Origin of the sequence: Streptomyces sp. NPDC006516, from assembly GCF_040611875.1 — a bacterium.
GTDB lineage: Bacteria > Actinomycetota > Actinomycetes > Streptomycetales > Streptomycetaceae > Streptomyces.
In genome coordinates this window covers 205,588-226,570 of record NZ_JBEXPD010000002.1, presented here as the reverse complement: position 1 = coordinate 226,570, position 20,983 = coordinate 205,588, and the positions used below count along the sequence as shown (strand labels likewise).

The following is a 20,983-nucleotide window of genomic DNA, read 5'->3' as shown; positions in this document are numbered from 1 at the left end:
CCGTGCGGTGCGGGCGGCGGATCGCCCCGGGGGCGGCCCGCCGGCCGGCACCGCGCGGACGCGGCAGAGACCCCGCCGCGCACGGGTCCACGATCCGGAGTGGCCGTCTCACCGGACGGACATGGTCCTCGACCGCTTCCGGGAGGGACTACGCTCCGGTTCGTGGCTGATATCCAGATTCCCGCAGACCTCAAGCCCGCCGACGGACGTTTCGGCGCCGGGCCCTCCAAGGTGCGGACGGAGGCGGTCGACGCGCTGGCCGCGACCGGCACCTCTCTTCTCGGTACGTCCCACCGCCAGGCCCCGGTCAAGAACCTGGTCGGCGAGGTACGCGACGGCGTGCGCAGCCTCTTCTCCCTCCCCGAGGGTTACGAGGTCGTCCTGGGCAACGGCGGGTCCACCGCCTTCTGGGACGTCGCGACGCACGGCCTCATCGAGTCGAAGTCCCAGCACCTCAACTTCGGCGAGTTCTCGTCGAAGTTCGCGAAGGCGGCCAAGCTCGCCCCGTGGCTGGCCGACCCGACCGTCATCGCCTCGGACCCCGGCACCCACCCGGACCCGCGGGCCGAGGCGGGCGTCGACGTCTACGCCTTCACCCACAACGAGACCTCGACGGGTGTCGCGGCCCCCGTCAAGCGGGTCGCGGGCGCCGACGAGGGCTCCCTGGTCCTGGTGGACGCCACCTCCGGTGCGGGCGGCCTGCCGGTCGACATCACCGAGACGGACGTCTACTACTTCGCCCCGCAGAAGAGCTTCGCCTCCGACGGCGGTCTGTGGATCGGTGTCTTCTCCCCGGCGGCCCTGGACCGCGCCGCGCGCGTCCACGCCTCGGGCCGGCACGTCCCGGAGTTCTTCTCGCTGCCCACGGCGATCGACAACTCCCTGAAGAACCAGACGTACAACACCCCGGCGCTGGCCACCCTCTTCCTGCTGAACGAGCAGCTGAAGTGGATGAATACCCAGGGCGGTCTGGAGTTCACGACCGGCCGCACGGCCGCGTCCGCGCAGAATCTCTACGGCTGGGCCGACGAGTCCAAGTACGCCACGCCGTTCGTCACCGACCCGGCGAAGCGCTCGCAGGTCATCGGCACCATCGACTTCGAGGACGGCATCGACGCCGCGGCCGTCGCCAAGGTGCTCCGCGCCAACGGGATCGTGGACACGGAGCCGTACCGCAAGCTGGGCCGCAACCAGCTGCGTGTGGCGATGTTCCCGGCGATCGACCCGGCGGACGTGCAGGCCCTGACCGCGTGCATCGACTACGTGATCGACAAGCTCTGACGCCCACGCGTCCGGAACGGCCCCGCACACCCCTGGTGTGCGGGGCCGTTCCCGCTTCACCGGTCAGGACAGCGGGCAGCTTCACCGAGCAGGGCGGCGAGCGCTTCAGCTCGCAGCTTCACCGAGCAGGGCGGCGGGCCGCCGGACCGCCGCCCCGGCCCTCACCCCGCCCCCTGGCCCCCGGCCAGGCTCGCGCGGAGTTCGCGGACTCCCGCGCTCCACTCCTCGCCCTCCCCCGCGTCGTCCCACAGATCCAGCAGTTCGGACTCCTTCGCGATCACCCGCTCCAGTGCCCGCACGGCCAGTTCGCACAGGTCCGGGGTGAGCAGCGGGGGCAGAGGTTCGTCCGGGCCGTAGACGGTGTCCACGGGGGTGCCGCCCGGTCTCCGGGCGGCGAGCAGTGCGGCGGCCGCGACCGCCACCACCCCGTCGTCGGCGTCGAGATACTCCTCGGGTCCCGTGCGGGCGGCGAAGGCGAGGGCCTCCCGGATCATCTCCCCGCGTCTGCCGGGCGGGGCGTCGTCGAGACCGCCCGCGAAGTCAGCGGCGGTGTCGCTGTCGAAATGCCCCATCCCCCAGGTCCCCACAAGGTCCCCTCCTCAGTCGGTGTCCCCATCCTGCCGCCCACCACTGACAATCGGCTTCCGCGCCATGAGGAAGGCCTGGGGCGTCCTCTCCGGGAAGGCGCTCTCGGTGTCGATCTCGCGCACCGTCCGGGCCCGCATCGTCAGCCCCGCGCCGGTCAGCAGCTCGGCCACCCGCTCGGGCTGCCGGCGGCGGAAATCGAGCTCGATGTCCCGGCCGAAGGCCTCCTCCATCCGCAGGACGGAGTCACCGGCCTGGAATCCCAGCAGAAGGTGTCCACCGGGCGCGAGGACGCGGAAGAACTCGGCGAAGGCGAGCGGAAGTTGCTCATCGGGCACGTGGATCGTGGAGTACCACGCCAGCAGCCCGCCCAGCTCCCCGTCCGGCAGGTCCAGCGCCAGCATCGAACCTTCCACGAACCGCAGTTCCGGATGGTGGCGCCGGGCCTCCGCCAGCATCCGCGGGGACAGGTCGACGCCGAACGCGTCCAGCCCGAGATCCCGCAGATGGCCCGTCACCCGCCCCGTGCCGCAGCCGACGTCGGCAACCGGGCCTCCGCCGTCCGCCAGCACGGACTCGGCGAAGCACGCCAGCAGGGCCCGCTCGACGGGCTTGACGGCGAGTTCGTCCTGGAAGCGGGCGGCGTACTCGTCGGCGATGGCGTCGTACGACGCCCGGGTGGTCTTCAGGAAGTCGGCTTCGGTCACGGTCGGGCACTGTAGCCGAGCGGGGGAGGAGCGTCGCCGGGATTCAGACACCTCCTTGCGCGGCGGCTCCTCCCGGCGCCTCGTACCGCCAGCGCACCTCGCCGTCCTCGCACTCCGGGGTCGGCAGCAGCCCCGCCGCCGAGGCCACGGCGGCGGAGGCCGCGTGGTCCGGATGGATGTGGGCGACGACGGTACGGACGCTCCCCCGGTCGAGCAGGTGCCGGACCAGGCCCGCGGCCGCCTCCTTCGCGTACCCCCTGCCCTGCCACCGGGTCCCGACCACCCAGGCAACCTCCGCCCGCGAGCCGCGCACGGTGGCCTGTACGTAACCGGTCAGGCACCCGGCGGCGCGTTCGCGCAGGACCCAGTTCCACCAGAGCTCGGCCGGGTCCGGCGAACCTGCGCCCTGCCGCTCGTAGCGGGCACGCAGGGCGGCGGCGTCCTCCGGGGCGCCTCCCGTGTACGCGTGCAGGGCGGGGTCGAAGAGGACGGCCGCCATCTCCTCGGCGTACGCGACGTCGAGAGGCAGCGCCTCGAGGCGGGAGGTGGAGAAGGGCTCGGGGAGGCTGTCGGCCTGCATGGGCAGGAGACTACGCGGCGTCAGCGGCTGAGCCGCCGGAACCTGCGCACCGGTGTTCATGACCCTTCGGCCATGTTCATCACGAACGTGCCGGGCGGCAGGAACTCCCGGTGGCCGCCGGGCGGCGTCACGCGGAACAGTGATCCGAAAGGCCCGCTTCATGCCTTTTTGCTGCACCATGGAATACATGGAGACGATCCGTGAACTGGAGCCTTTCGTGAAGCAGTACACCGTCCTGCTCAGCAGCCGCAGGCCGGACGGATCGGCTGCCCGTACTCCTGTCAGCATCGCCGTAGAGGGCGATCACGCCTACATCCGTACGTTCTCCTCGGCGTGGAAGGTGGACCGGATGCACAACCACCCCATCGTGGAGATCGCCCCGTGCACCGTCCGGGGCGCGCCGACAGGGCCACCCGTGAAGGCCTGGGCGCGGCTCCTCCAGGAAGGGTCGAAGGAGGACACCCACGCCTCCCGGACGATGTCCAGGAAGTACCCGGCGCTCCAGGGTGTGGTGGTCCCGCTCACCCACCGCGTGAAGCGCGACCGCACACTGCACTACGAACTGCGGCCGGTCACCGACGACATCTGACCAGGTCGAACGGCCCGCCGTGGCGATGAGCGGCGCGCCCGGCCGGATCACACGAGGGAGCTACGGAGTCCCTGGGTCCTCGACCGCCTCGCCCGCAGGGCCGCTCGCCTCGACCCCGCTGTCCTCGGCACCGACCGCCCGGCCCTCCCAGTGGAGGACCCGCCAGCCTTCGTCGGGGGCTCCGGAGAGGATGACGACACCGGTGTTCAGCAGCGGGCGGGCGGACGCGAAGTGGACGTCGATGTTCTCGGCCCGGGCCGCCGCCCACATACGGATGGCGGCGCCGTGGCTGACCATGGCCACGGTCCCGGCGCCGGTGGCCGCGGCTTCCTCGACGACCCCGTCGTACCGCCGCAGGGCCTCCGCCCCGCTCTCGCCGCCCGGCATGCGGAGCCCGGTGTTCCCCGCCGACCAGGCGAAGGCGGTGGTCATGTACGTCTCGACGGCCTCGTCGTCCCCGCGCATCTCCAGATCGCCGGCGATCAGCTCCCGGATCCCCTCCCGTACGCGGACCTCCAGACCCGTTTGGGACGCCAGGGGCGCCGCGGTGAGCTGGGTGCGCAGGAGGGTGGACGCGTAGAGGGCGTCGATGCTCTCGTCCGCCAGGGCGCCCGGAAGGGCAGCCGCCTGCTCCTGTCCCAGCGGGGTCAGCGCGGGGCCGGGTTCGGCCGTGTCCAGCAGACGCTTGACGTTGGACGGGGTCTGGCCGTGGCGAATGAGCAGGAGCCGCATCAGCAGATCTTTCTCCGAGGGAGGAGGCGGGCCTCCCACTGTGCCACCACGACCGGACCGCTGCTCCCCCGGGCCGGACCGGACCGCTACCGCCCGGGGCCGGACCGCTGCTGCTGAGCCGGACCCGACCGCTACTGCCCGGAGCCGGACCGCCCCCTGCTCACCCGCGCCGTCGTCTCGCAGCGATCAGGGCCAGCACGATGACCACCACGGCCACCGCACCACCCGTCGCGGTGCCCGTCTTCGAATCGCCGTCACCGCCCTCTTCCCCGGGTGCCGTCCCGCCACCCCCTCCGTTCGGCGAGGGCGCCTTCCTGCCGCCGCCCTCCACCTCCACGCGCACCACTTCGCTGTGCTCGCCCTCGGAGCCGAACATCATCGCCGAGCCGTCCGCTGTGTAGGTCACCGACTCGGACTGCCCCTGGAGCGGCACGCTCACCGCGTGGTCCTCCCCGAGCCTGCCGTTCTCGAAGGCGTAGCGCCGGGCACTGAAGTAGGAGCGCAGAACCAGTTCCTCGCCGTCCGGCGAGAACGCCCCGTCGGTCACCCACGGCACCTCTCCGACCCGCCGGAACACGTTGGCCCCGCCGGCCGTCAGCTTCTCCGGGCCCTCGTAGAGTCCGCCGCCGTCCTCGTTCTTGGAGGCGATGTAGACCCGGCCCGTCTTCGGGTGGACCATCATGGCCTCGGCGTTGCGCGCCCCGTCCGCGTACGTCACGTCGAACTGTGTCGCCCGTACGGTGGCGTCGGCGAGCCTCTTCGGCTCCGGGAAACGGTAGATCCACACGTGGTCCCAGGAACCGTCGAGGTTGTCGCCGATGTCCCCCACGTACAGAGCGCCGTCGGGGCCGAGCGAGATCGCCTCCACGTCACGGGGCTCCCCGACCCCCTTCATGGTGAGGGTCGCGACGGTCTTCCCGGTCCGGGAGTCGACGGCGTAGACGTAAGGGCCGTCCTCGCTGTCGTTGTGCGTCCAGTAGATCCCCGGGTGGAGCTTGCTGGCGGCGAGACCGCTGGACTCGGTGATCCGGGAGTCCTCGACGGTGAAGGTCCGGTCGGCGCCCTCACCGTCGTCCGCGAGGGCCGGGACCGTCCCGGTCACGAGCAGCAGGGCGGCGGCGGAAAGGGTCAGCAGCGATCTCATGGCACAAGTGTCCACCGTCACGTCGCAGGCCGGAGTGGTGATCGGCCATGATGTCGCCATGCGTTTTCTCTTCGTCGGCGACAGCATGACCGTGGGCAGGGCCGGCGACTTCACCTGGCGCTACCGCATGTGGCAGCACCTGGAAGCGACCCTCGGCGAGGGCGGCTACGTGATCACGGGCCCCCGCACCGAGTTGTACGACGCCGAGGCGAACGCCCCGCTCTCCCACGCCTACGGCGATCCGTCGTTCCCCGCACCCGCGCGCCGGCACCTGTCCGGCTGGGGCGAGGGCTGGCTGCACATGGCCCCCGTCATCGCGGACACGGTCACGGCGACGCGCGCGGACGTCCTGCTGGTGTCACTCGGCCTGATAGACCTCGGCTTCTACACGGACAGCGCGCAGACGGCCGCCAACGTCCGGACGTTCATCGCCGCCGCCCGCACCGCGAATCCTCGGATCAGGATGGTCCTCCTCCCGGTCATCCCGAACATACGGGCGGAGTCCGATCTCCCCTTCGCCGCCGAGTGCGCCGGATTCAACGCGCTCCTGGAACAGGCGGTGGCCGAGCTGGACACTCCAGCGTCCCCGGTCCTGCTGACCTCGCCTCCGGCGGGCTACGACATCCACACGGACACCTACGACGGCACCCACCCCGGCCCCACCGGTGAACACAAGCTGGCCGGCGCCTTCGCGGACGCGATGTACGAGGCCTGGGGCGTGGGCGGCCCGTACGCGGGAGCGCTGGCGGCGGTCTGACCCCCGCGCCCACCGCAACCGGATCGGCGGCCTCCGCGTCCTCGTCACGAGACGAGTGACCTCAGGGAGAGGTGCCCGGAACGGAGCGGGAGCGAGTGACGAGGAAGACGGAGAGACGGCCGGCCGGCTGGAGTCGGAAGCGGGGCCGCGTGACCGCCGCGTTCTGCCTCCTGGTGGCCGTCCTGCTCGTGTTCCCCGGCCTGGTCCCCAACACCCCCGGCCGGGTGGGCAGTCTGCTGGAGACCTTCCTCCCCTGGCTCGGACTGGCCGTACCCGTCCTGCTCGTCCTCGCACTCCTGCGCCGCTCGCCGCTCGCGACGTGCGCGGTGCTGCTGCCCGCCACCGCATGGTGGGGCCTCTTCGGCGGCCTGCTGCTGTCCGGCGGGGCGGCCGGCGAACTCACGGTGATCCAGCACAACATCAGCGACGTGAACCCGGACCCGGCGGCCACCGCACGGGCGCTGGCCGGCACGGACGCCGACCTGATCGCCGTGGAGGAGCTGACGGCCCCGGCCCTGCCCGCCTTCGAAGCGGCCATGGCGGCGGGCCGTCCCCACCACGCGACGAGGGGCACGGTCGGCCTCTGGTCGAAGTACCCTCTCAGCGGCGTACGGCTGGTGGACATCAGGCCGAAGGGTGTCGGTGAGGGCTGGAACCGCGGCCTCCGGGCGACCGCCCGCACCCCGTACGGGGATGTCGCCGTGTACGTCGCCCACCTGCCCTCCGTACGGATCGGTCCGGCCACCGGGCTCTCGTCCGGGCCGCGCGACGAAAGTGCCGGGCTGCTCGCCGAGGCACTGGCCGCCGAGCCGCTGGACCGGGTGATCCTCCTGGGGGACCTGAACAGCACGCTGGACGACCGGGGTCTGGAGCCTGTCACCTCGCTGATGGAAGAGCCGGGACCGGGCTTCGCCTTCAGCTGGCCCGCGAGGCTGCCGGTGGCCCGGATCGACCAGGTCCTGGCCCGCTCGGCGACGGTCACCCGGGTCCGGTCGCTGCCCGCCACCGGGAGCGACCACCTGCCCGTGGCCGCTGACATCAGGCTCTGAGTGCCAGGCCTTCAGGCAACCTTCTCCACACCCAGCATCGCGAGTCCCAGCTTGGTCAGCTCCTCCGACACCTCGTCGGGCCGGGCCCTGCGCGGGCGGCGGGCGTGATGGGCCATGAGCTCGTGGACCGTACCGACCATCACCATCACCACCACGCGGTGGTCGCGCTCCTCCACCTCGCCGCGCACCGCGGCCCGTTCGGCCTCGCCGTTCAGGAAGTCGGCCCACAGGTCACGCCACCGCTTGCAGTGGGCGTCCACGGCCGGGCTCACACCCAGCACCTCGACGAACGTCACCCGCGCCTCGCGCAGGTCCCGCGTCACCGCGGCGACGTACACGTCGAAGAGCCGCCGGAAGCGCTGCTCCAGCGGACAGTCGTCCATCCCCTCGGAGAGCAGGGCCTGTTCGGCCGCCCGCAGACCGCTGGTCGTGATCTGGTTGTGCAGGGCCATCAGCAGCCCCTCGCGGGAGCCGAACTCCTCCCAGAGCACCTCCTCGGGCACTCCGGCCATCACGCACACGGCTTGCTCCGAGGTCTGGGCGTAGCCGTACACGCCGAAGAGCTCCAGGGCCGCGTCGAGGAGTTTCGCGCGGGCCCGCGTACGCGCACCGTCGACCGTATCGATCAGCTGGTCCACCGGGACATCCACCACGGGTCCTCCTTCGTCGGCCACATCTCCGGTGCGTGCGACGGCAGGTGAGCGAGTCGCGAGGGCCGAAGAGGGCTTGGTCGCGTCTGGATGGCGCATGCGCCATTCTCCCGTTTCGTCCTGCCGCACGCGTCCCGCGCCGCGCCGTCGCCGGCACAGACCGCCCGCTCCGGTGACTGCTCGCACAGCCGTGCGGTCACTTCCCGGGGCCCGCCCCGGTGGCTGCTCGCACAGCGATGCGGTCACTTCCCCGGTCGGACGTCCCGGAGCACGGCTGTCACGGCGTACGCACGCCCAGTTCGGCGAGGAGCACCCGGACCCTGCGCTCGATCTCGTCGCGGATCGGCCGGACCGCGTCGGTCCCACGCCCGGCCGGATCGTCGAGCTGCCAGTCGAGGTACCGCTTGCCGGGGAAGACGGGGCAGGTGTCGCCGCAGCCCATGGTGATCACCACGTCGGACGCCTGGACGGCCTCGGCGGTCAGGACCTTCGGCGTCTCGGCGGACATGTCGATGCCGACCTCCGCCATGGCCGACACGGCGGCCGGATTCACGGCGTCCGCAGGGGCGGAGCCCGCCGAGCGGACCTCCACCGCGTCCCCGCCGAGATGGCCGAGGAAGGCGGCGGCCATCTGCGAACGGCCCGCGTTGTGGACGCAGACGAACAGTACGGACGGCACGGACTCAGACACGCGCGGACCCTTCCGGGAGGACGGCGGATTCGCCCGCCGCGACAGGAGGACGAGGGAAGAAGCGGCGTGCGGCCAGGGCGACATGGACCAGGCCGATCAGGACGGGCACCTCGATGAGAGGGCCGACGACTCCGGCGAGCGCCTGCCCCGAGGTCGCGCCGAACGTGGCGATGGCGACCGCGATGGCCAGTTCGAAGTTGTTGCCCGCCGCGGTGAACGCCAGCGTCGTGGCCTTCGGATGGCCCAGCCCGACCGCGCGGCCGACCGCCATGGATCCCGCCCACATCACCGCGAAGTACACCAGCAGCGGCAGGGCGATCCGGGCGACGTCGAAGGGCTTCGAGGCGATGGCCTCACCCTGGAGGGCGAAGAGCAGGACGATCGTGAACAGCAGCCCGTACAGGGCGAACGGACCGATCCTGGGGATGAGTTGCGTCTCGTACCATGTGCGGCCCCTGGCCCTCTCGCCGAGCCGCCGGGTCAGGAAACCGGCCAGCAGCGGGATGCCGAGGAAGATCAGCACGGATCGGGCGATCTCCCAGGCCGAGACGTCGAGGACCGTCTGCTCCAGTCCGAGCCAACCGGGCAGCACGGACAGGTAGAACCAGCCGAGCAGGCCGAAGGCGAGCACCTGGAAGACCGAGTTGATCGCCACGAGGACGGCGGCTGCCTCACGGTCGCCGCACGCGAGGTCGTTCCAGATGACGACCATGGCGATGCAGCGGGCGAGGCCGACGATGATCAGCCCGGTCCGGTATTCGGGCAGGTCGGGCAGGAAGAGCCAGGCGAGCGCGAACATCAGCGCCGGACCGGCGATCCAGTTCAGGGCGAGGGACGGAATCAACAGGCGCCGGTCGCGGGTCACGGTGGTCAGACGGTCGTAGCGGACCTTCGCGAGGACCGGGTACATCATCACGAGCAGGCCCAGCGCGATGGGCAGCGAGATCCCGGTGACGGTGACCTTCGCCAGCGTGTCGCCGAGGCCCGGGACGAGTCGGCCGAGTCCCAGTCCCGCAGCCATCGCGATCAGGATCCACACCGCGAGGAACCGGTCCAGGAAGGAAAGCCGCCCGGGAGCCGGGCGCACGGCGGCATCGGCACTCACAGGGCGATCCCGGTCCCGGTGCCTGCGGGACGGGTGAGCACCGCGGCGAGGCGGTCGGTCGTCTCGGGCAACAACCGGTAGTACACCCAGGTCCCCCTGCGCTCCGAGTCGATGAGCCCGGCCTGCTTGAGCAGCTTGAGGTGGTGGGAGATCGTCGGCTGGGACAGGTCGAAGGCCGGGGTGAGGTCGCAGACGCAGACCTCCCCGCCCGCCCGTGAGGCGATCATCGAGAGCAGCCGCAGCCGCACGGGGTCGCCCAGGGCCTTGAACACCTTGGCCAGCGTCTCGGCGTCATCCTCGCCCAGCGGGGCGGTCAGCAGGCCCGGGCAGCAGCCGTCGCGGCCGTCCTGGCCGAGCACTACCAGCTCTTGTTTCGACATTCCTCTATGTTGACGTTTTTCGATCCAAGGCGCAAGCTTGTATCGAAAGAGATCGATACAGCCTGATCGAGGAGACGGTCATGTCCCGTGCCCAGCTCGCGCTCAACGTCGCCGACCTCGAAGCCTCGGTGACCTTCTATTCCAAGCTCTTCGGCGTGGAACCCGCCAAGCGCCGCCCCGGCTACGCCAACTTCGCCCTCACCACCCCGCCCCTCAAACTCGTCCTCATCGAGGGCGACCCGGGCCAGGAGACCCGCCTGGACCACCTGGGCGTCGAGGTCGGCACGACCGAGGAGGTCGAAGCCGCGACCGCCCGGCTCAAGGACGCGGGCCTCGCGACGTTCGAGGAGAACGACACGTCGTGCTGCTACGCACTCCAGGACAAGGTGTGGGTGCACGGCCCCGGCAAGGAGCCCTGGGAGGTGTACGTCGTCAAGGCCGACGCCGAGCGGATGGGGAAGAGCCCCGCCCTGGACGCCCTCGCTCCGGCCGGCGGGAACTCACCGGCGGGCGCAGCCGACGGGGAACCCGCTGCCGCGGGCTGCGCGTGCGGCAGCCGGTGAGCGCACCGTGGTGACCCGGCAGGCGCCGTGCTGCTGACGGTCGGCGGGCCCGGTCCCGGGACCGCCGGATCGCCGTCGCCCCTCTAGCGGACGGCGATGCCCCTGGCCGCCAGGATCTCCAGCGCGTCCGGGATCATGTGCTTCAGCTCCCACTCCCCCGTGAAGAGTTTGAGATTCGGTACGAGGTCCAGGTCGTCGAGGCTGCGCACGTCGAAGAGGTCGTCCTCGCCGTCCCAGACGGGAGCGCACTCCTGGTAGACCTGGTGCCCTCCGTCGAACGTCAGCTCCTCCACGGTGGCGAGGAGTTCGGCCGGTATCTCCAGCGCCTCGAAGTACGCGCGCGCCTCGTCGAGGACGGTGTACTCCAGCTCGTTGTCCTGGACGTGCGCGTCGAGGTCCTCGACGCCGCGCTCCCGCATGTGCTCCCTCAGATCGAAGGCCGGAGTGAGCGTCTCGTCCCAGTACATGAGCTTCTCGACGACAAGGAGCTTGAAGTTGAAATCACGGAAGACTGTCATGCCGCATGTATACCGGCAGGGTCGGACAGCCCTTCCGTGCGCGGCCCCTTCATACGCGGCCCCTCCCGGCGCGGAAGGGCGGCGCACCACCGTCACGCCCGGGCCCAGCTGGTAGAAGGATGAACGAACGGCGAGCCATGGCCGGTTGGGTCCGGAGGCCCGGGTTTCCGGCTCGGGGACGGCCCGAGTTGCGGGATGGGACGAGGGCGCCAGAGTGGAAATGACGCCCGTGCGCTGTTGAGCTGTGGATCTCCGGTGGTCGTGGTCGTGGGGCGTCACGAGAGAGCCAGGCCCACGAGGGCAGAGCTACGCGTCGCGAGTGCACCTGGAGCCAAGCATGGCCACGTTGTCCCGACGATGGATCTCCCGCACTGTCGGCACGTCCTGCCTGGCCGCCGCGATCGCCCTGCCGGGCGTGGGCTCCGCCTGCGCGGCGCCCACTGCGGACCGCGCCGCAGTGGGCGCCGCGCACGGCACGGACCCTCCACCGAGCCCGGAACCGCCGGGCACGCCAGAACCCCCGGAACAACCGTCGCCTCCGCAGGAGGAGAACACGGACCAGGGCACGGAGTCACCGGGGACGCCCCCACCCTCGGACCGGACGGACCCACCTGACTCGGACCCGCCCTCCGACCCGGGGAAGACCCAGGAGCCGGAGAAGCCCGCCGAACTGAAGAAGGAGGTCCAAGAGGCGGTGGCGAACGCGCCGAAGGAGGTGAAGAAGCAGGTCGAGAAGGCACTGACGCAGATGCTCGACCTCATCGACGACCCGGACACGACACCCGCGGAACGGAAGGCGTACGCGCAGATCGTCACAGGCATGACCGAAACGCTGAAAGCCATCGCGGATCCCGACACGCCACCCGAGGAACGGGCCGCGTACACGAAGATCATGAAAACGATGTCCGAGGCGGTGACCCTGAGCCAGGAGCACCCTCCGGCCGCAGGCACCCAGGAATCCAGGCCGGCCCGCGCCCCGGTCGCGCTGGGACTGCTGGCCTCGTCCGGTGAGGCGCTGGGAGCTCTCCAGGACCCGGGCACGGCCCCGACGGATCCGAAGGACAGGAAGAGGATCCAGCAGATCGTGGCGGAGGCCTGCGAGGCATCGAAGACGATCGCTGATCCGGAGGCCTCGGAGGAGGAGAAGGAGGAGGCGAAGAAGGTACTGGCCAGCCGGGCCGCGGTCTTCAAGAACGCCCAGTACCTGGATCTCATGAAGGAGATCAAGCGCTACAAGGCCCGGGCGGCCTGCGTGGACACGGTGGAGAACCGGACGCGCCAGGCAGGCTGGGCCGATGGGTCCCTCTGGGGTCTCTCCGACCCCGCCTGCGCCGCGTCGGTGGCCGAGGGTGCCCGCCAGGAGAACTCGCAGTGGCACGCCCTCATGGCCTGCGTGCTGCGGGACCCCTTCTCCACCTGCGCGAGTGAGGTGCCCAAGGACTGAGCGCGCGGCCACCGCACCGGGACCACACCGGGAGCCCACCTGCGGACCCCGGCCTCACGACGTCACGACGGCGGCAGCCCGCGGGCGCCCTTCAGCTTCGCTCCCGTGAGGCGCGCGTCGAGCAGGGTCGCTCCGGACAGATTCGCGCCGGTCAGATCGGCGCCCGAGAGGTCCGCGCGCGTCAGGTTCGTGCCGTTCAGTTCGGCGCGGGACAGATCCGCACCTCTCAGGTCCGCGTCGCTCAGATCGGCGACCGTCATCTCCGCGGACCGTAGATCCGCCCCCGACAGGTCCGCCTTCTGGAGGCCGGCATTGGTCAGGTAGGCGCCGGACAGATTCGCGTCGCGGAGGATTGCCCTCTTCATCACCGCCTGGCTCAGCGTGGCACCGCTCAGCTCCGCCCCGTCCAGACGTGCGGCGCCCAGAGACGCGGAGGTGAGGTCCGCGGCGGTCAGCCGCGCACCGGACAGGATCGCCTTCGTCATCGCGGCGCTGGGCAGGGACGCGTGGGCCAGATTCGCACGGCGCAGGATCGCGCCTTCCAGGATGGCGCCGGACAGGTTCGCGCGCGCCAGCTCCGCCCGGCTCAGGTCCGCCTGACGGAAGACCGCGTCGGCGAAGTGGCTCCTCCCCTGCCCTGCCGTCAGACCGCTCAGATCGGTCCGGGCCAGGTCGAGCACAGGCATCCCACCGGCACCGAGCGGCCGTTCGCCCAGGACGTGCATCACCGCTTCGATGTCGGTCGGCGGCTTCCCGTCCGGCGAGGCGGACCGCTCCTCCTCCTCGCCCTTCGCGGGAAAGGGGGCGTGCCGGCGTACGTACGCGGTGAGGACGGAGACGACCGTGGCACGGTCACGGACCGAGTCCTGCATGATGCGCTCCAGGGCGTAGATACCCCCCATGCGCACATCCAGGGAGTCCGATCCCAGGTTGGTGACCGCCGCGTTGAACCGGTTGGTGATCTGCCCCTGCTCACTGATGCGCAGTTCCTTGTTCGCCTGATCCACCTGCATCCAGGTGAACAGCAGTGCGGCCAGCGCCGCCAGTCCCGGCAGACTGACCACCGCCAGCCCGATCCACTCCGCCCGGCTGCGGGCCGGCGGCCCTTCCTTCCCGCTCCGGCGCGTGTTTCCGTGCTCCCGACGCCGCTCCGCGGTCCGGCGCAGCCGTCCGCTGCCAAGCTTCCTCGTCACGCTCCCCATGGCACGCGACGAAGCGGGAGCGGCGCCGACGCCACACCGCCGGGACACACGAACGGGTGTGCACCGTCCGCAGGTGCCACAGGAGTCCTCGTGGTGCCCGAAGCCACCCTGCACTCCCTCGCCGGGTACGGCCGCAGCCGGTGGGACGGGGCGGACGCCGGACGCCGACCGGAGGAGCCTGCGCCGGGCCTGTGCGCACGACGGTCACGGTGTGCAGGGCGCCGCCTCGCCACCGGAGGCGGACGCACCGATGCGTGCGAAGCGTTCCCGCCACGGCAGGGGGTCGGGCTCGGCTTCGGCCAGAGCCCGCTGCCGCTCCCAGAGCTCCCGTGCGGCCTGCCGGCGGCACGGGCCGCACTCGGTCTCGTCCGAGAGCGGCCGGAAGACGTGCTCCTCCTCCCCCGGAGCCGTGCAGACCGTCAGCTCCGCGACAGGCGACGGGGCGGTGGGCTGCGGAGAAGGGCTCACGGGGAGCTCCGGCGGCATCTTGTGCAGCAGCCTGAACCGCAGGAACCCGACCGCCGACCGGACTCCATCGCCCGGTAGTTCGCTGGTCAGTACGCGTCGCAGCTCGCCCTCCGACACCCCGCGCAGCAGCCACCGGGAGGCGAGTTCGGCGAGGCTCCGTGCCTCCTTCACCCCGAGGTACAGCTCCCGCCGCACATGCCGCAACGACAGCAACACGCGCTCTCCGTCCGCGACTTCCGGCGCGAGCTCGATGCCGACCTCGGGGCCGGGCCCGGGCCCGGCCGCCCACCCGGTGCCGGTCGCACACTCGGGTCCCGTCGCGCCCGCAGGCCCTGCCGGGCACGCGGGCCCGGTCGCCGCCACACGTTCGCGCTCGGCTTCGGAGGGTGGGTGGGGAGAGTTCTTCTCCCGTTCTTCCTCCACCGGTAGTTGATGACCGGCCATCCGAACGGCTGGTTCACCGACCGTCGGTTTCGGCACACTCGGAGACGCCGGGGCACACCCCGGGCGCAGGGCTGCGGCCTCCTCACGGGTGAGGGGCACGTTGGACAGCAACTGCTCCGTCACCCAGCGCCCGCGCTCCCCCTGCGCACGCCACTCATGGACGTAACCGTGCGCCACCAGCAGTTCCTTCGCCTTCTGGTACGCCCGCCCGGTGATCCCGAGCTTCCGCGCATGCTCGCTGAGCGGCCGTCCGGCCTGTTCGTCGGGGAGCCCCTGCACGACGAGGAGCAGAATCTTCGCGTCGCTGGTCAGCCGCACATGGCGGACCACGTCGTGCGAAGCCTTCGTGAAGCGCCGGGAGGGCGCGATAGCATGCCGAAGCATCTCGGTGGAGGTCCATCCACTCGTGGGTGAAGGCCCTCGGGCTGGTGTTGGTAGCACCTCCGGGGGCCGCCCGCGCGCTGCGTGCGCACGGAACGTGATGACGCGATTACGGTACCGCACCGCACGGGGTGCCGTTTCGCATATGCCCCGGCTTCCCGATCACCGGCCGACGCCCGGGCCGGGCGCCCAAGGAGCGTGCGAAAGAGGCGGGTTCGGCCCCCGGACGGGCGGCCGGCCGCGGATCCCGCTGAAGATCGCGGTGGCCGACGGAGCGGGTGACGGCACGGGCCTCCCGGGATCATCGCGCGGCTCCCTGAGTGACGCGGCGTCACCACCACCGGGGACGGGCGGCCCGGCCGCGTGCCGGCGCGGACGGGCAGGCGGCCTCGCCGCGAAGTCGGTTCCTCCGCACCGACGTTCACAGCAACAGCACGCACCGTTCCGCCGGACTCCGCGTACCGGCTGCGGAATGGCCGACCGGTCCGGAAGACAAGAACGGGGAGGGCGGATGACGGACGGCGCACAGGAGCTGGAGAACTGCCGGGAGTGCGGCCACCCCCGCTTCCGTCACGCGCACGCTTCGGGCCGTTGCACATGGGAGTCCAGGACGGGCTGCCCGTGCACCGTGTTCCGGCCGGAGCGGGTGACCGACCTGGCGTCCGGCCCCTGCTCCCTGTGCCCGCACGCACGCCACTTCCACCGCGGCGCCCCTGCCAGGAACCGAGCTGCCACTGCGGCCGGACCGAGGACCGCCGTGGGAACGCCAGGACCCCTGGGCCTGACGGCGTCACCCCGTACGGAACAGCGTGGCGTGCCCCGTACCGGGTGCCCTGCTCTACGCCCCCGTGAATCCGGGCCGGCAGCGCTCGCGGAGGACTTCCACCCCGTCACCTCCGAGTGCGTCGCAGTGCCCCGCGCGTCCCGTCATGGCCATCACCAGGGCCAGGGTGGGGCCCGTCACGAGCGGCCCGGAACCCGCAGCGAAGGGACCGTCGTCCGCGACCAGGCGCAGTCCGTCCACGCGCCCCCGGGCGAGGACCACCATGTCCGAGCCCTGGTAGTACTCGGCCACCTGCGTGAGCACCTCTATTGAAAACCTGTGGTGGATGCCCAGCGGACGCCGGATGTCCTCCCCGTGCACGATCACCTCGCCCAGCATGGCCACCACCGGCAGAGGCGGCTTGGTCCTGCTCGGGACCGCACGCCGGAACCGTTCGAGCGTCTCGGCAGGGGATCCGCCCAGTTGCTCAGCCAGCCGCATGGCGACCTGCTTGTCGAAGTCGAACCGGCAGCGGATCACCCCCGCCATCCAGCGTACGGAGTTGAGACTCGCCCCCGCCGTGATGTGGGCGAGCACCTCACGCACCGTCAGTCCGGCGCAGAGCGAGGGGATCTCCCACCGGTCGTCGTCCAACGCCGCGAGGTCGGCAGCGAGCGCCGCCCGCTCGGCGTGGATCGCGGGCCAGTTCCCGGCCCGGTCCCGTCGACCGGGGGCCGCAGGCGTCTCGGGGTTGCTCATGTGGATCGGGTCTCCTGTCACGGGACGGTCTCCTGTCAGAGGCACGCGTCGCACCCCCGCGCCATGGCGGGAGCGTCCGTCGGGCCTGCTGGAACAGACTCCCGCGCCACCACGAAATCATCGCCTCGCGGCACCCGGTCCTTGAGGAGGCGCGGTGGGGACGCGACTCCCCGACGCGGCGCGGTTTACCGGCGCGGCGCGGTGGAGGCGGCTCACCGGTGCGACGGCGTCGTCCACCGTCCTCTGCGCGGCGCGGGACCCCGTCCCCGTGCACCTCACGACGTCCACCCGGCCACGCACAGCGCCATCGCTCTCGCCACCGGGCTCTACCGGGGGCGAGAGCGGGACCACGGCCCGTCAGGACGGTTCACGCGGCCACGGTGACGGCGTCGACGGCCGGCGTACGCAGTGTCCTGCGCGCGGTGCCCAGGCTGGTGCCGAGGGTCACCACCGTGGCGACGGCCATGATGGCCAGCCAGGTCGCCGGCCCCTGGTCGGGGACGACCTGGTCGGTGCGCACGGTCGTGAAGGGGATGATGCCCGCGATGCCCGCCACGGTGCCCAGGAACAGCCCCGTCAGCGTGAGGATCACCGCCTCCAGGCCGACCACCCCGAGGACCTGGCCGGGCGTCGCCCCGGCGAGGCGCTGCTGCCCGAACTCCCGCCGGCGGTAGGAGGTCGCCGCGTACAGGCTGTTGACGAGCATGATGCAGGAGAAGACCACGATGATGCCGACGACGACCAGGTTGAGGGTCTCCAGGTTCTTGTCCTCGACGGTCTTGTCCAGGCCTGACGACGTCACCCAGTCGCTCTCGACGCCCTGCATGTAGAGGGTGGCGGTGGCCATACCGGTGAAGATGATCATCGGCATGAGGATTCCGGCCAGCTCCGCACCGCGCCGGCGCAGGTTACGGGAGCCGAGATAGCCGCCCGCGCCGCCCACCGCGGCCAGCGGCCGGCTCAGGAGTTGCAGCATCCGGCCGAGCAGGGACGGGGCGAGGACGGCGAAGCCGACGGAGAGCAGGATGGCCCCGTAGGCGGGGAACGCCATCAGCATCTCCTCGGTGCTGTCGACGGCGTACGTGGTCAGGACCCCGCCGGCCCCCGCCACCAGCGCCGCGCACCCCGCCAGGGTGCGGCCACGGCCGCGCGACGGCTTACGGGCCCCGGAGGGAGCCCTGGTCGCACGGCGTACGGCGAGGAAAGCGGCGCCGACCGAGGCGAGGAGCGCGATGCCGAAACCGGATCCGAGCGCCATCGCGCCGAAGACGGGATCGATCCTGTCGGCGACCTGACCGCTGTCCTTGAACAGGTCGAGCAGGAGCCGGCCGCCGAGCACGGCGGGCCCGATGGCGAGCAGTGTGCCGACCAGAGCCACCACGGCGGACTCGCCGACGACCATGCGCGTGATCTGGGCGGGGGTCGCTCCGGTACAGCGCAGGAGATGGATCTCCTCGGCACGCTGGCGGACGGAGACGGTCAGGGTCGAGGCGATGGCGAAGAAGACGAGGAGGGAGCCGTAGCCGCCCACGACGCCGGCGGAGATGGTCATGGACTCCGAGCTCACCGCGTCGACCCCGGGGGCCGCAGCCGTGTCGTGCAGGGAGCTGAACGTCATGATGACGACCGCGCCCAGGAACGCGGACAGGAGGGTGGCGAGGAAGCGTCCGGGACGCTTGCGGACCGAGCGCAGGGCGAGGAACAGCATGGCTCACACCTCCATCAACGGGCTGTCGCCCACGTGCCGTGCGGCGACGCGGTCCCCGAGGTGGGTCATCCGTTCGGCGACGGCCTCGGCGGTGGGGGCCGGCAGGCTCCCCGCCAGCCGCCCGTCCGCGAGGAAGAGCACCGTGTCGGCGTAGGAGGCGGCCACCGGGTCGTGGGTGACGAGCACGACGGTGCTTCCGTGGACCCGGACGGTCTCCCTCAGCAGGCCGAGGACATCGCGCGCGCTGCGGGTGTCCAGAGCGCCGGTCGGCTCGTCGGCGAAGACCACGCTCGGCCGGGTGACCAGGGCGCGGGCGATGGCGACGCGCTGACGCTGACCGCCGGAGAGCTGGTCGGGGAGGTGACCGAGCCGGCGTCCGAGCCCCACCTGCGTGAGGATCGCGCGGACCCGCTCCGGGTCGGCCCGGCGGCCGGCGAGCCGCAGCGGCAGCGAGGTGTTCTCCTCGACGGTCAGGGTGGGCAGCAGGTTGTACTGCTGGAAGATGAAGCCGATCCGCTGCCGCCGGAACTTCGTCAGCGCCGCCTCGCTGCCGCCGCCCATCTCCTCACCGTCCACGAGGATGCGCCCCTGGTCGGCGCGGTCCAGACCGGCAGCGCACTGGAGCAGCGTCGACTTGCCCGAACCGGAGGGGCCCATGACCGCGGTGAAGCTGCCGGTCGGCAGGCTCAGGGTCACTCCGTCCAGCGCGGTCACCGCGCCGTCCCCCGCCCCGTACACCTTGGTCACCGATTCCAGCCGGAGCGCCTCGGCTGTCCGGCTCGGGGGCTGCCTCTTGCGATCGAACATGGCCATCACCCTTTGCTCGTCGGACGCACTCTGCGTCACGTAGACGACGCTACGGACACGGGAGGACGAGCACAGTGGCGTGCACACCCGAGTACGGGGTGGGGCTGAGGCCACCCTCGGCCGGGGGGGTACGCCGGGGCTAACATACCCCCTGGGGTATGAGCCACCCGGGTGGTACACGCCGACCCGCAGACGACACCGGAGGAACCGTGCAACTCGACATCGCGGCCGACGAGCTGAAGTCCGTACTCAACCGGCTGCGCCGCGCACAGGGGCAGATCGCCGGGGTGATCAGGATGATCGAGGAGGGCAAGGACTGCGAGGACGTGGTGACCCAGCTCGCCGCCGCCTCCCGGGCCCTGGACCGGGCGGGCTTCTCCATCATCGTGACGGGGCTCGAGCAGTGTCTTGCCGACGAGGCACGGACACCCGCCGACAAGGACCGGATGCGTGCCCGCCTGGAGAAGCTGTTCCTCTCCCTGGCCTGACGCTCCGGCCCGAGTGGGCTGACGAACTGGGCTGACCGGGCTGACGAACCGGGCTGACGAACTCAGCCGACGAGGCGGCCCGGCGAGTCCGGCCCGCCGGGGGTGGCCCGGCAAGCGGGCCGGTACGGCGAGTTGCTCCGACCCGGGCCCGGTCCGACGGACCGCGAACCCGGAACTACCGCTCCGGGAAAGCCTCCCCGCACGCGCTGCAGAACGTGGGTGCCCGGTCCGCCGACAGCCTGCCGCACTCCGGGCACACCAGGTCCAGCATGCAAGGAGCCTCGCCGCCCTCGTACGCGGGAGCCCGTACGGCCGGCTTGACGGTCAGTCCGGGACGGCGGCGGTGGACCGTGAGGTAGGTCAGCCCCTCCGGCCCCGCGAGGAGGGAGCGGCGCGAGGTGCGCGGGAGCCACAGGACCGTGGTCGGTGCGAGGCGCAGCGTGTCACCGGCGCCCGTACGCAAGGTGCCGTCACCCGCGAGGACGACGAACAGCACGTCCAGGACGTCCTCCTGGTGCTCGCCCACCCCGGCGTCCGGCGGCAGGTGGACGACGTTGGCATCCAGCTCGCGCCCCTGCTCGGCGAGATGCCACAGCGCACCGCGGCGATCGGGAGCCACGGAGGCGAGCAGTTCGTCCAGCACCGCCAGTACCTGCGGGGTCGCGTTCACGCCACGGCCTCCTCGTCATAGCGCTCCCGGGCCTCGTGGACCTGGTCGAAATGCGTCTCCGCCCAGGTTTTCACGGCGAACAGCAGGCCGCTCAGGCTGTGGCCGAGCTCGGTCAGTTCGTAGTCGACGCGCACGGGCACGGACGGAGTCACGGTGCGCGTGACGAGGCCGTCCCGCTCCAGGGTCCGCAGCGACTGGGTCAGCATCTTCTGGCTCACCCCGGCGATCTTGCGGCCGAGATCGCTGTACCGCATGGGGCCGTCGCGCAGGGCGCTCACGATCAGGCTGACCCACTTGTCGCCGAGCCGTCCCAGCAGTTGGTTGGTCGGGCACTCCCGGAGGAACGCGTCGTACGCGAATCGGGCTTCCTCGCGGCGCTGGGCCGCGGTGCGGGTCGCCATGGGGTCCTGCCTCCGGTCCTACCTGGGGGTGGCCTACGCACCTGGAGGTACGTACTTACGGAAAGAGAGTAACTCTTCCTAGGTTTGTGGAGGCGGGAGAAACCCGCCCCCCATACC

Annotated in this window: 24 protein-coding genes; 7 read left to right on the top strand and 17 right to left on the bottom strand. The window is 71.5% G+C overall.

The window, feature by feature from the left end; translation table 11 throughout:
• Nucleotides 1-162 precede the first annotated feature (162 nt).
• The gene (gene serC / locus ABZY45_RS07140; protein WP_356737029.1) at nt 163-1,281 is read left to right on the top strand and encodes a phosphoserine transaminase; all 1,119 of its coding nucleotides are present in this window, start codon (nt 163-165) and stop codon (nt 1,279-1,281) included.
• Between the two features lie 161 nt (nt 1,282-1,442).
• Here serC and ABZY45_RS07135 read toward each other — a convergent pair whose 3' ends face one another.
• From ABZY45_RS07135 to ABZY45_RS07125, 3 genes are read right to left on the bottom strand one after another with little or no spacing between them, the layout of a single operon-like run.
• On the bottom strand, nt 1,443-1,868 hold the full coding sequence (locus ABZY45_RS07135) for a DUF4259 domain-containing protein (RefSeq protein WP_356737027.1): 426 nt from the start codon (nt 1,866-1,868) through the stop codon (nt 1,443-1,445).
• Between the two features lie 12 nt (nt 1,869-1,880).
• Nucleotides 1,881-2,573: a class I SAM-dependent methyltransferase gene (locus ABZY45_RS07130; protein ID WP_356737025.1), complete on the bottom strand. Its 693-nt coding sequence runs from the start codon at nt 2,571-2,573 to the stop codon at nt 1,881-1,883.
• A 43-nt stretch (nt 2,574-2,616) separates the two neighbouring features.
• Nucleotides 2,617-3,153 (bottom strand): GNAT family N-acetyltransferase, encoded by a 537-nt coding sequence (locus tag ABZY45_RS07125; RefSeq protein ID WP_356737023.1) that lies wholly within the window; start codon nt 3,151-3,153, stop codon nt 2,617-2,619.
• A 187-nt stretch (nt 3,154-3,340) separates the two neighbouring features.
• On the opposite strand from ABZY45_RS07125, the gene ABZY45_RS07120 reads away from it, so the two are divergent.
• Nucleotides 3,341-3,742 (top strand): PPOX class F420-dependent oxidoreductase, encoded by a 402-nt coding sequence (locus ABZY45_RS07120; protein ID WP_356737021.1) that lies wholly within the window; start codon nt 3,341-3,343, stop codon nt 3,740-3,742.
• A gap of 60 nt (nt 3,743-3,802) precedes the next feature.
• Here the strand turns inward: ABZY45_RS07120 and ABZY45_RS07115 are convergent, their stop codons facing one another.
• Together ABZY45_RS07115 and ABZY45_RS07110 are read right to left on the bottom strand one after the other, a co-directional pair.
• Complete coding sequence (locus ABZY45_RS07115) at nt 3,803-4,474, bottom strand: histidine phosphatase family protein (RefSeq protein WP_356737019.1); 672 nt, start codon at nt 4,472-4,474, stop codon at nt 3,803-3,805.
• Between the two features lie 160 nt (nt 4,475-4,634).
• Complete coding sequence (locus tag ABZY45_RS07110; RefSeq protein WP_356737017.1) at nt 4,635-5,618, bottom strand: WD40 repeat domain-containing protein; 984 nt, start codon at nt 5,616-5,618, stop codon at nt 4,635-4,637.
• On the opposite strand from ABZY45_RS07110, the gene ABZY45_RS07105 reads away from it, so the two are divergent.
• Together ABZY45_RS07105 and ABZY45_RS07100 are read left to right on the top strand one after the other, a co-directional pair.
• A complete protein-coding gene (locus ABZY45_RS07105; RefSeq protein ID WP_356737015.1) occupies nt 5,617-6,375 on the top strand; it encodes a GDSL-type esterase/lipase family protein in 759 nt (252 codons plus the stop codon). The genes ABZY45_RS07110 and ABZY45_RS07105 overlap by 2 nt on opposite strands.
• A 149-nt stretch (nt 6,376-6,524) precedes the next feature.
• A complete protein-coding gene (locus tag ABZY45_RS07100; RefSeq protein ID WP_356737013.1) occupies nt 6,525-7,424 on the top strand; it encodes an endonuclease/exonuclease/phosphatase family protein in 900 nt (299 codons plus the stop codon).
• Nucleotides 7,425-7,435: 11 nt separating this feature from the next.
• On the opposite strand, the gene ABZY45_RS07095 is transcribed toward ABZY45_RS07100, so the two are convergent.
• The 4 genes from ABZY45_RS07095 to ABZY45_RS07080 form a co-directional block, all read right to left on the bottom strand.
• Nucleotides 7,436-8,077 (bottom strand): TetR/AcrR family transcriptional regulator, encoded by a 642-nt coding sequence (locus ABZY45_RS07095; protein ID WP_356737011.1) that lies wholly within the window; start codon nt 8,075-8,077, stop codon nt 7,436-7,438.
• A 274-nt stretch (nt 8,078-8,351) separates the two neighbouring features.
• Nucleotides 8,352-8,705, bottom strand: a complete 354-nt coding sequence (locus tag ABZY45_RS07090; RefSeq protein WP_356738701.1) for an arsenate reductase ArsC — start codon at nt 8,703-8,705, stop codon at nt 8,352-8,354.
• Nucleotides 8,706-8,757: 52 nt separating this feature from the next.
• A complete protein-coding gene (gene arsB, locus ABZY45_RS07085) occupies nt 8,758-9,870 on the bottom strand; it encodes an ACR3 family arsenite efflux transporter (RefSeq protein ID WP_356737009.1) in 1,113 nt (370 codons plus the stop codon).
• Entirely contained in the window at nt 9,867-10,250 is a 384-nt protein-coding gene (locus ABZY45_RS07080; protein WP_356737007.1) for a metalloregulator ArsR/SmtB family transcription factor, read from the bottom strand. The genes arsB and ABZY45_RS07080 overlap by 4 nt, the downstream gene beginning before the upstream one ends.
• An 80-nt stretch (nt 10,251-10,330) precedes the next feature.
• On the opposite strand from ABZY45_RS07080, the gene ABZY45_RS07075 reads away from it, so the two are divergent.
• Entirely contained in the window at nt 10,331-10,813 is a 483-nt protein-coding gene (locus tag ABZY45_RS07075; protein WP_356737005.1) for an ArsI/CadI family heavy metal resistance metalloenzyme, read from the top strand.
• A gap of 83 nt (nt 10,814-10,896) precedes the next feature.
• Here ABZY45_RS07075 and ABZY45_RS07070 read toward each other — a convergent pair whose 3' ends face one another.
• Nucleotides 10,897-11,331: a hypothetical protein gene (locus ABZY45_RS07070; protein WP_356737003.1), complete on the bottom strand. Its 435-nt coding sequence runs from the start codon at nt 11,329-11,331 to the stop codon at nt 10,897-10,899.
• A 337-nt stretch (nt 11,332-11,668) separates the two neighbouring features.
• Here ABZY45_RS07070 and ABZY45_RS07065 point away from each other — a divergent pair, with 337 nt between their 5' ends.
• Entirely contained in the window at nt 11,669-12,775 is a 1,107-nt protein-coding gene (locus tag ABZY45_RS07065) for a hypothetical protein (protein WP_356737001.1), read from the top strand.
• 62 nt (nt 12,776-12,837) lie between these two features.
• Here ABZY45_RS07065 and ABZY45_RS07060 read toward each other — a convergent pair whose 3' ends face one another.
• The 5 genes from ABZY45_RS07060 to ABZY45_RS07040 all read right to left on the bottom strand — a co-directional run bounded on the left by ABZY45_RS07060 (nt 12,838) and on the right by ABZY45_RS07040 (nt 19,313).
• A complete protein-coding gene (locus tag ABZY45_RS07060) occupies nt 12,838-13,968 on the bottom strand; it encodes a pentapeptide repeat-containing protein (protein ID WP_356736999.1) in 1,131 nt (376 codons plus the stop codon).
• A 213-nt stretch (nt 13,969-14,181) separates the two neighbouring features.
• Nucleotides 14,182-15,273 (bottom strand): hypothetical protein, encoded by a 1,092-nt coding sequence (locus ABZY45_RS07055; RefSeq protein ID WP_356736997.1) that lies wholly within the window; start codon nt 15,271-15,273, stop codon nt 14,182-14,184.
• A gap of 835 nt (nt 15,274-16,108) precedes the next feature.
• Nucleotides 16,109-16,792: a maleylpyruvate isomerase family mycothiol-dependent enzyme gene (locus ABZY45_RS07050; protein WP_356736995.1), complete on the bottom strand. Its 684-nt coding sequence runs from the start codon at nt 16,790-16,792 to the stop codon at nt 16,109-16,111.
• A gap of 367 nt (nt 16,793-17,159) precedes the next feature.
• Nucleotides 17,160-18,500 (bottom strand): ABC transporter permease, encoded by a 1,341-nt coding sequence (locus tag ABZY45_RS07045; RefSeq protein ID WP_356736993.1) that lies wholly within the window; start codon nt 18,498-18,500, stop codon nt 17,160-17,162.
• Between the two features lie 3 nt (nt 18,501-18,503).
• Nucleotides 18,504-19,313: an ABC transporter ATP-binding protein gene (locus ABZY45_RS07040; RefSeq protein WP_356738699.1), complete on the bottom strand. Its 810-nt coding sequence runs from the start codon at nt 19,311-19,313 to the stop codon at nt 18,504-18,506.
• A gap of 203 nt (nt 19,314-19,516) precedes the next feature.
• On the opposite strand from ABZY45_RS07040, the gene ABZY45_RS07035 reads away from it, so the two are divergent.
• Nucleotides 19,517-19,795 carry a metal-sensitive transcriptional regulator gene (locus tag ABZY45_RS07035; RefSeq protein ID WP_356736991.1) on the top strand — a complete coding sequence of 93 codons (279 nt, stop codon included), beginning with the start codon at nt 19,517-19,519 and terminating at the stop codon, nt 19,793-19,795.
• 175 nt (nt 19,796-19,970) lie between these two features.
• Here the strand turns inward: ABZY45_RS07035 and ABZY45_RS07030 are convergent, their stop codons facing one another.
• Entirely contained in the window at nt 19,971-20,465 is a 495-nt protein-coding gene (locus ABZY45_RS07030) for a cupin domain-containing protein (RefSeq protein WP_356736989.1), read from the bottom strand.
• A complete protein-coding gene (locus ABZY45_RS07025; protein ID WP_356736987.1) occupies nt 20,462-20,866 on the bottom strand; it encodes a helix-turn-helix domain-containing protein in 405 nt (134 codons plus the stop codon). Before ABZY45_RS07025 ends, ABZY45_RS07030 begins: the two co-directional genes overlap by 4 nt.
• Nucleotides 20,867-20,983 lie beyond the last annotated feature (117 nt).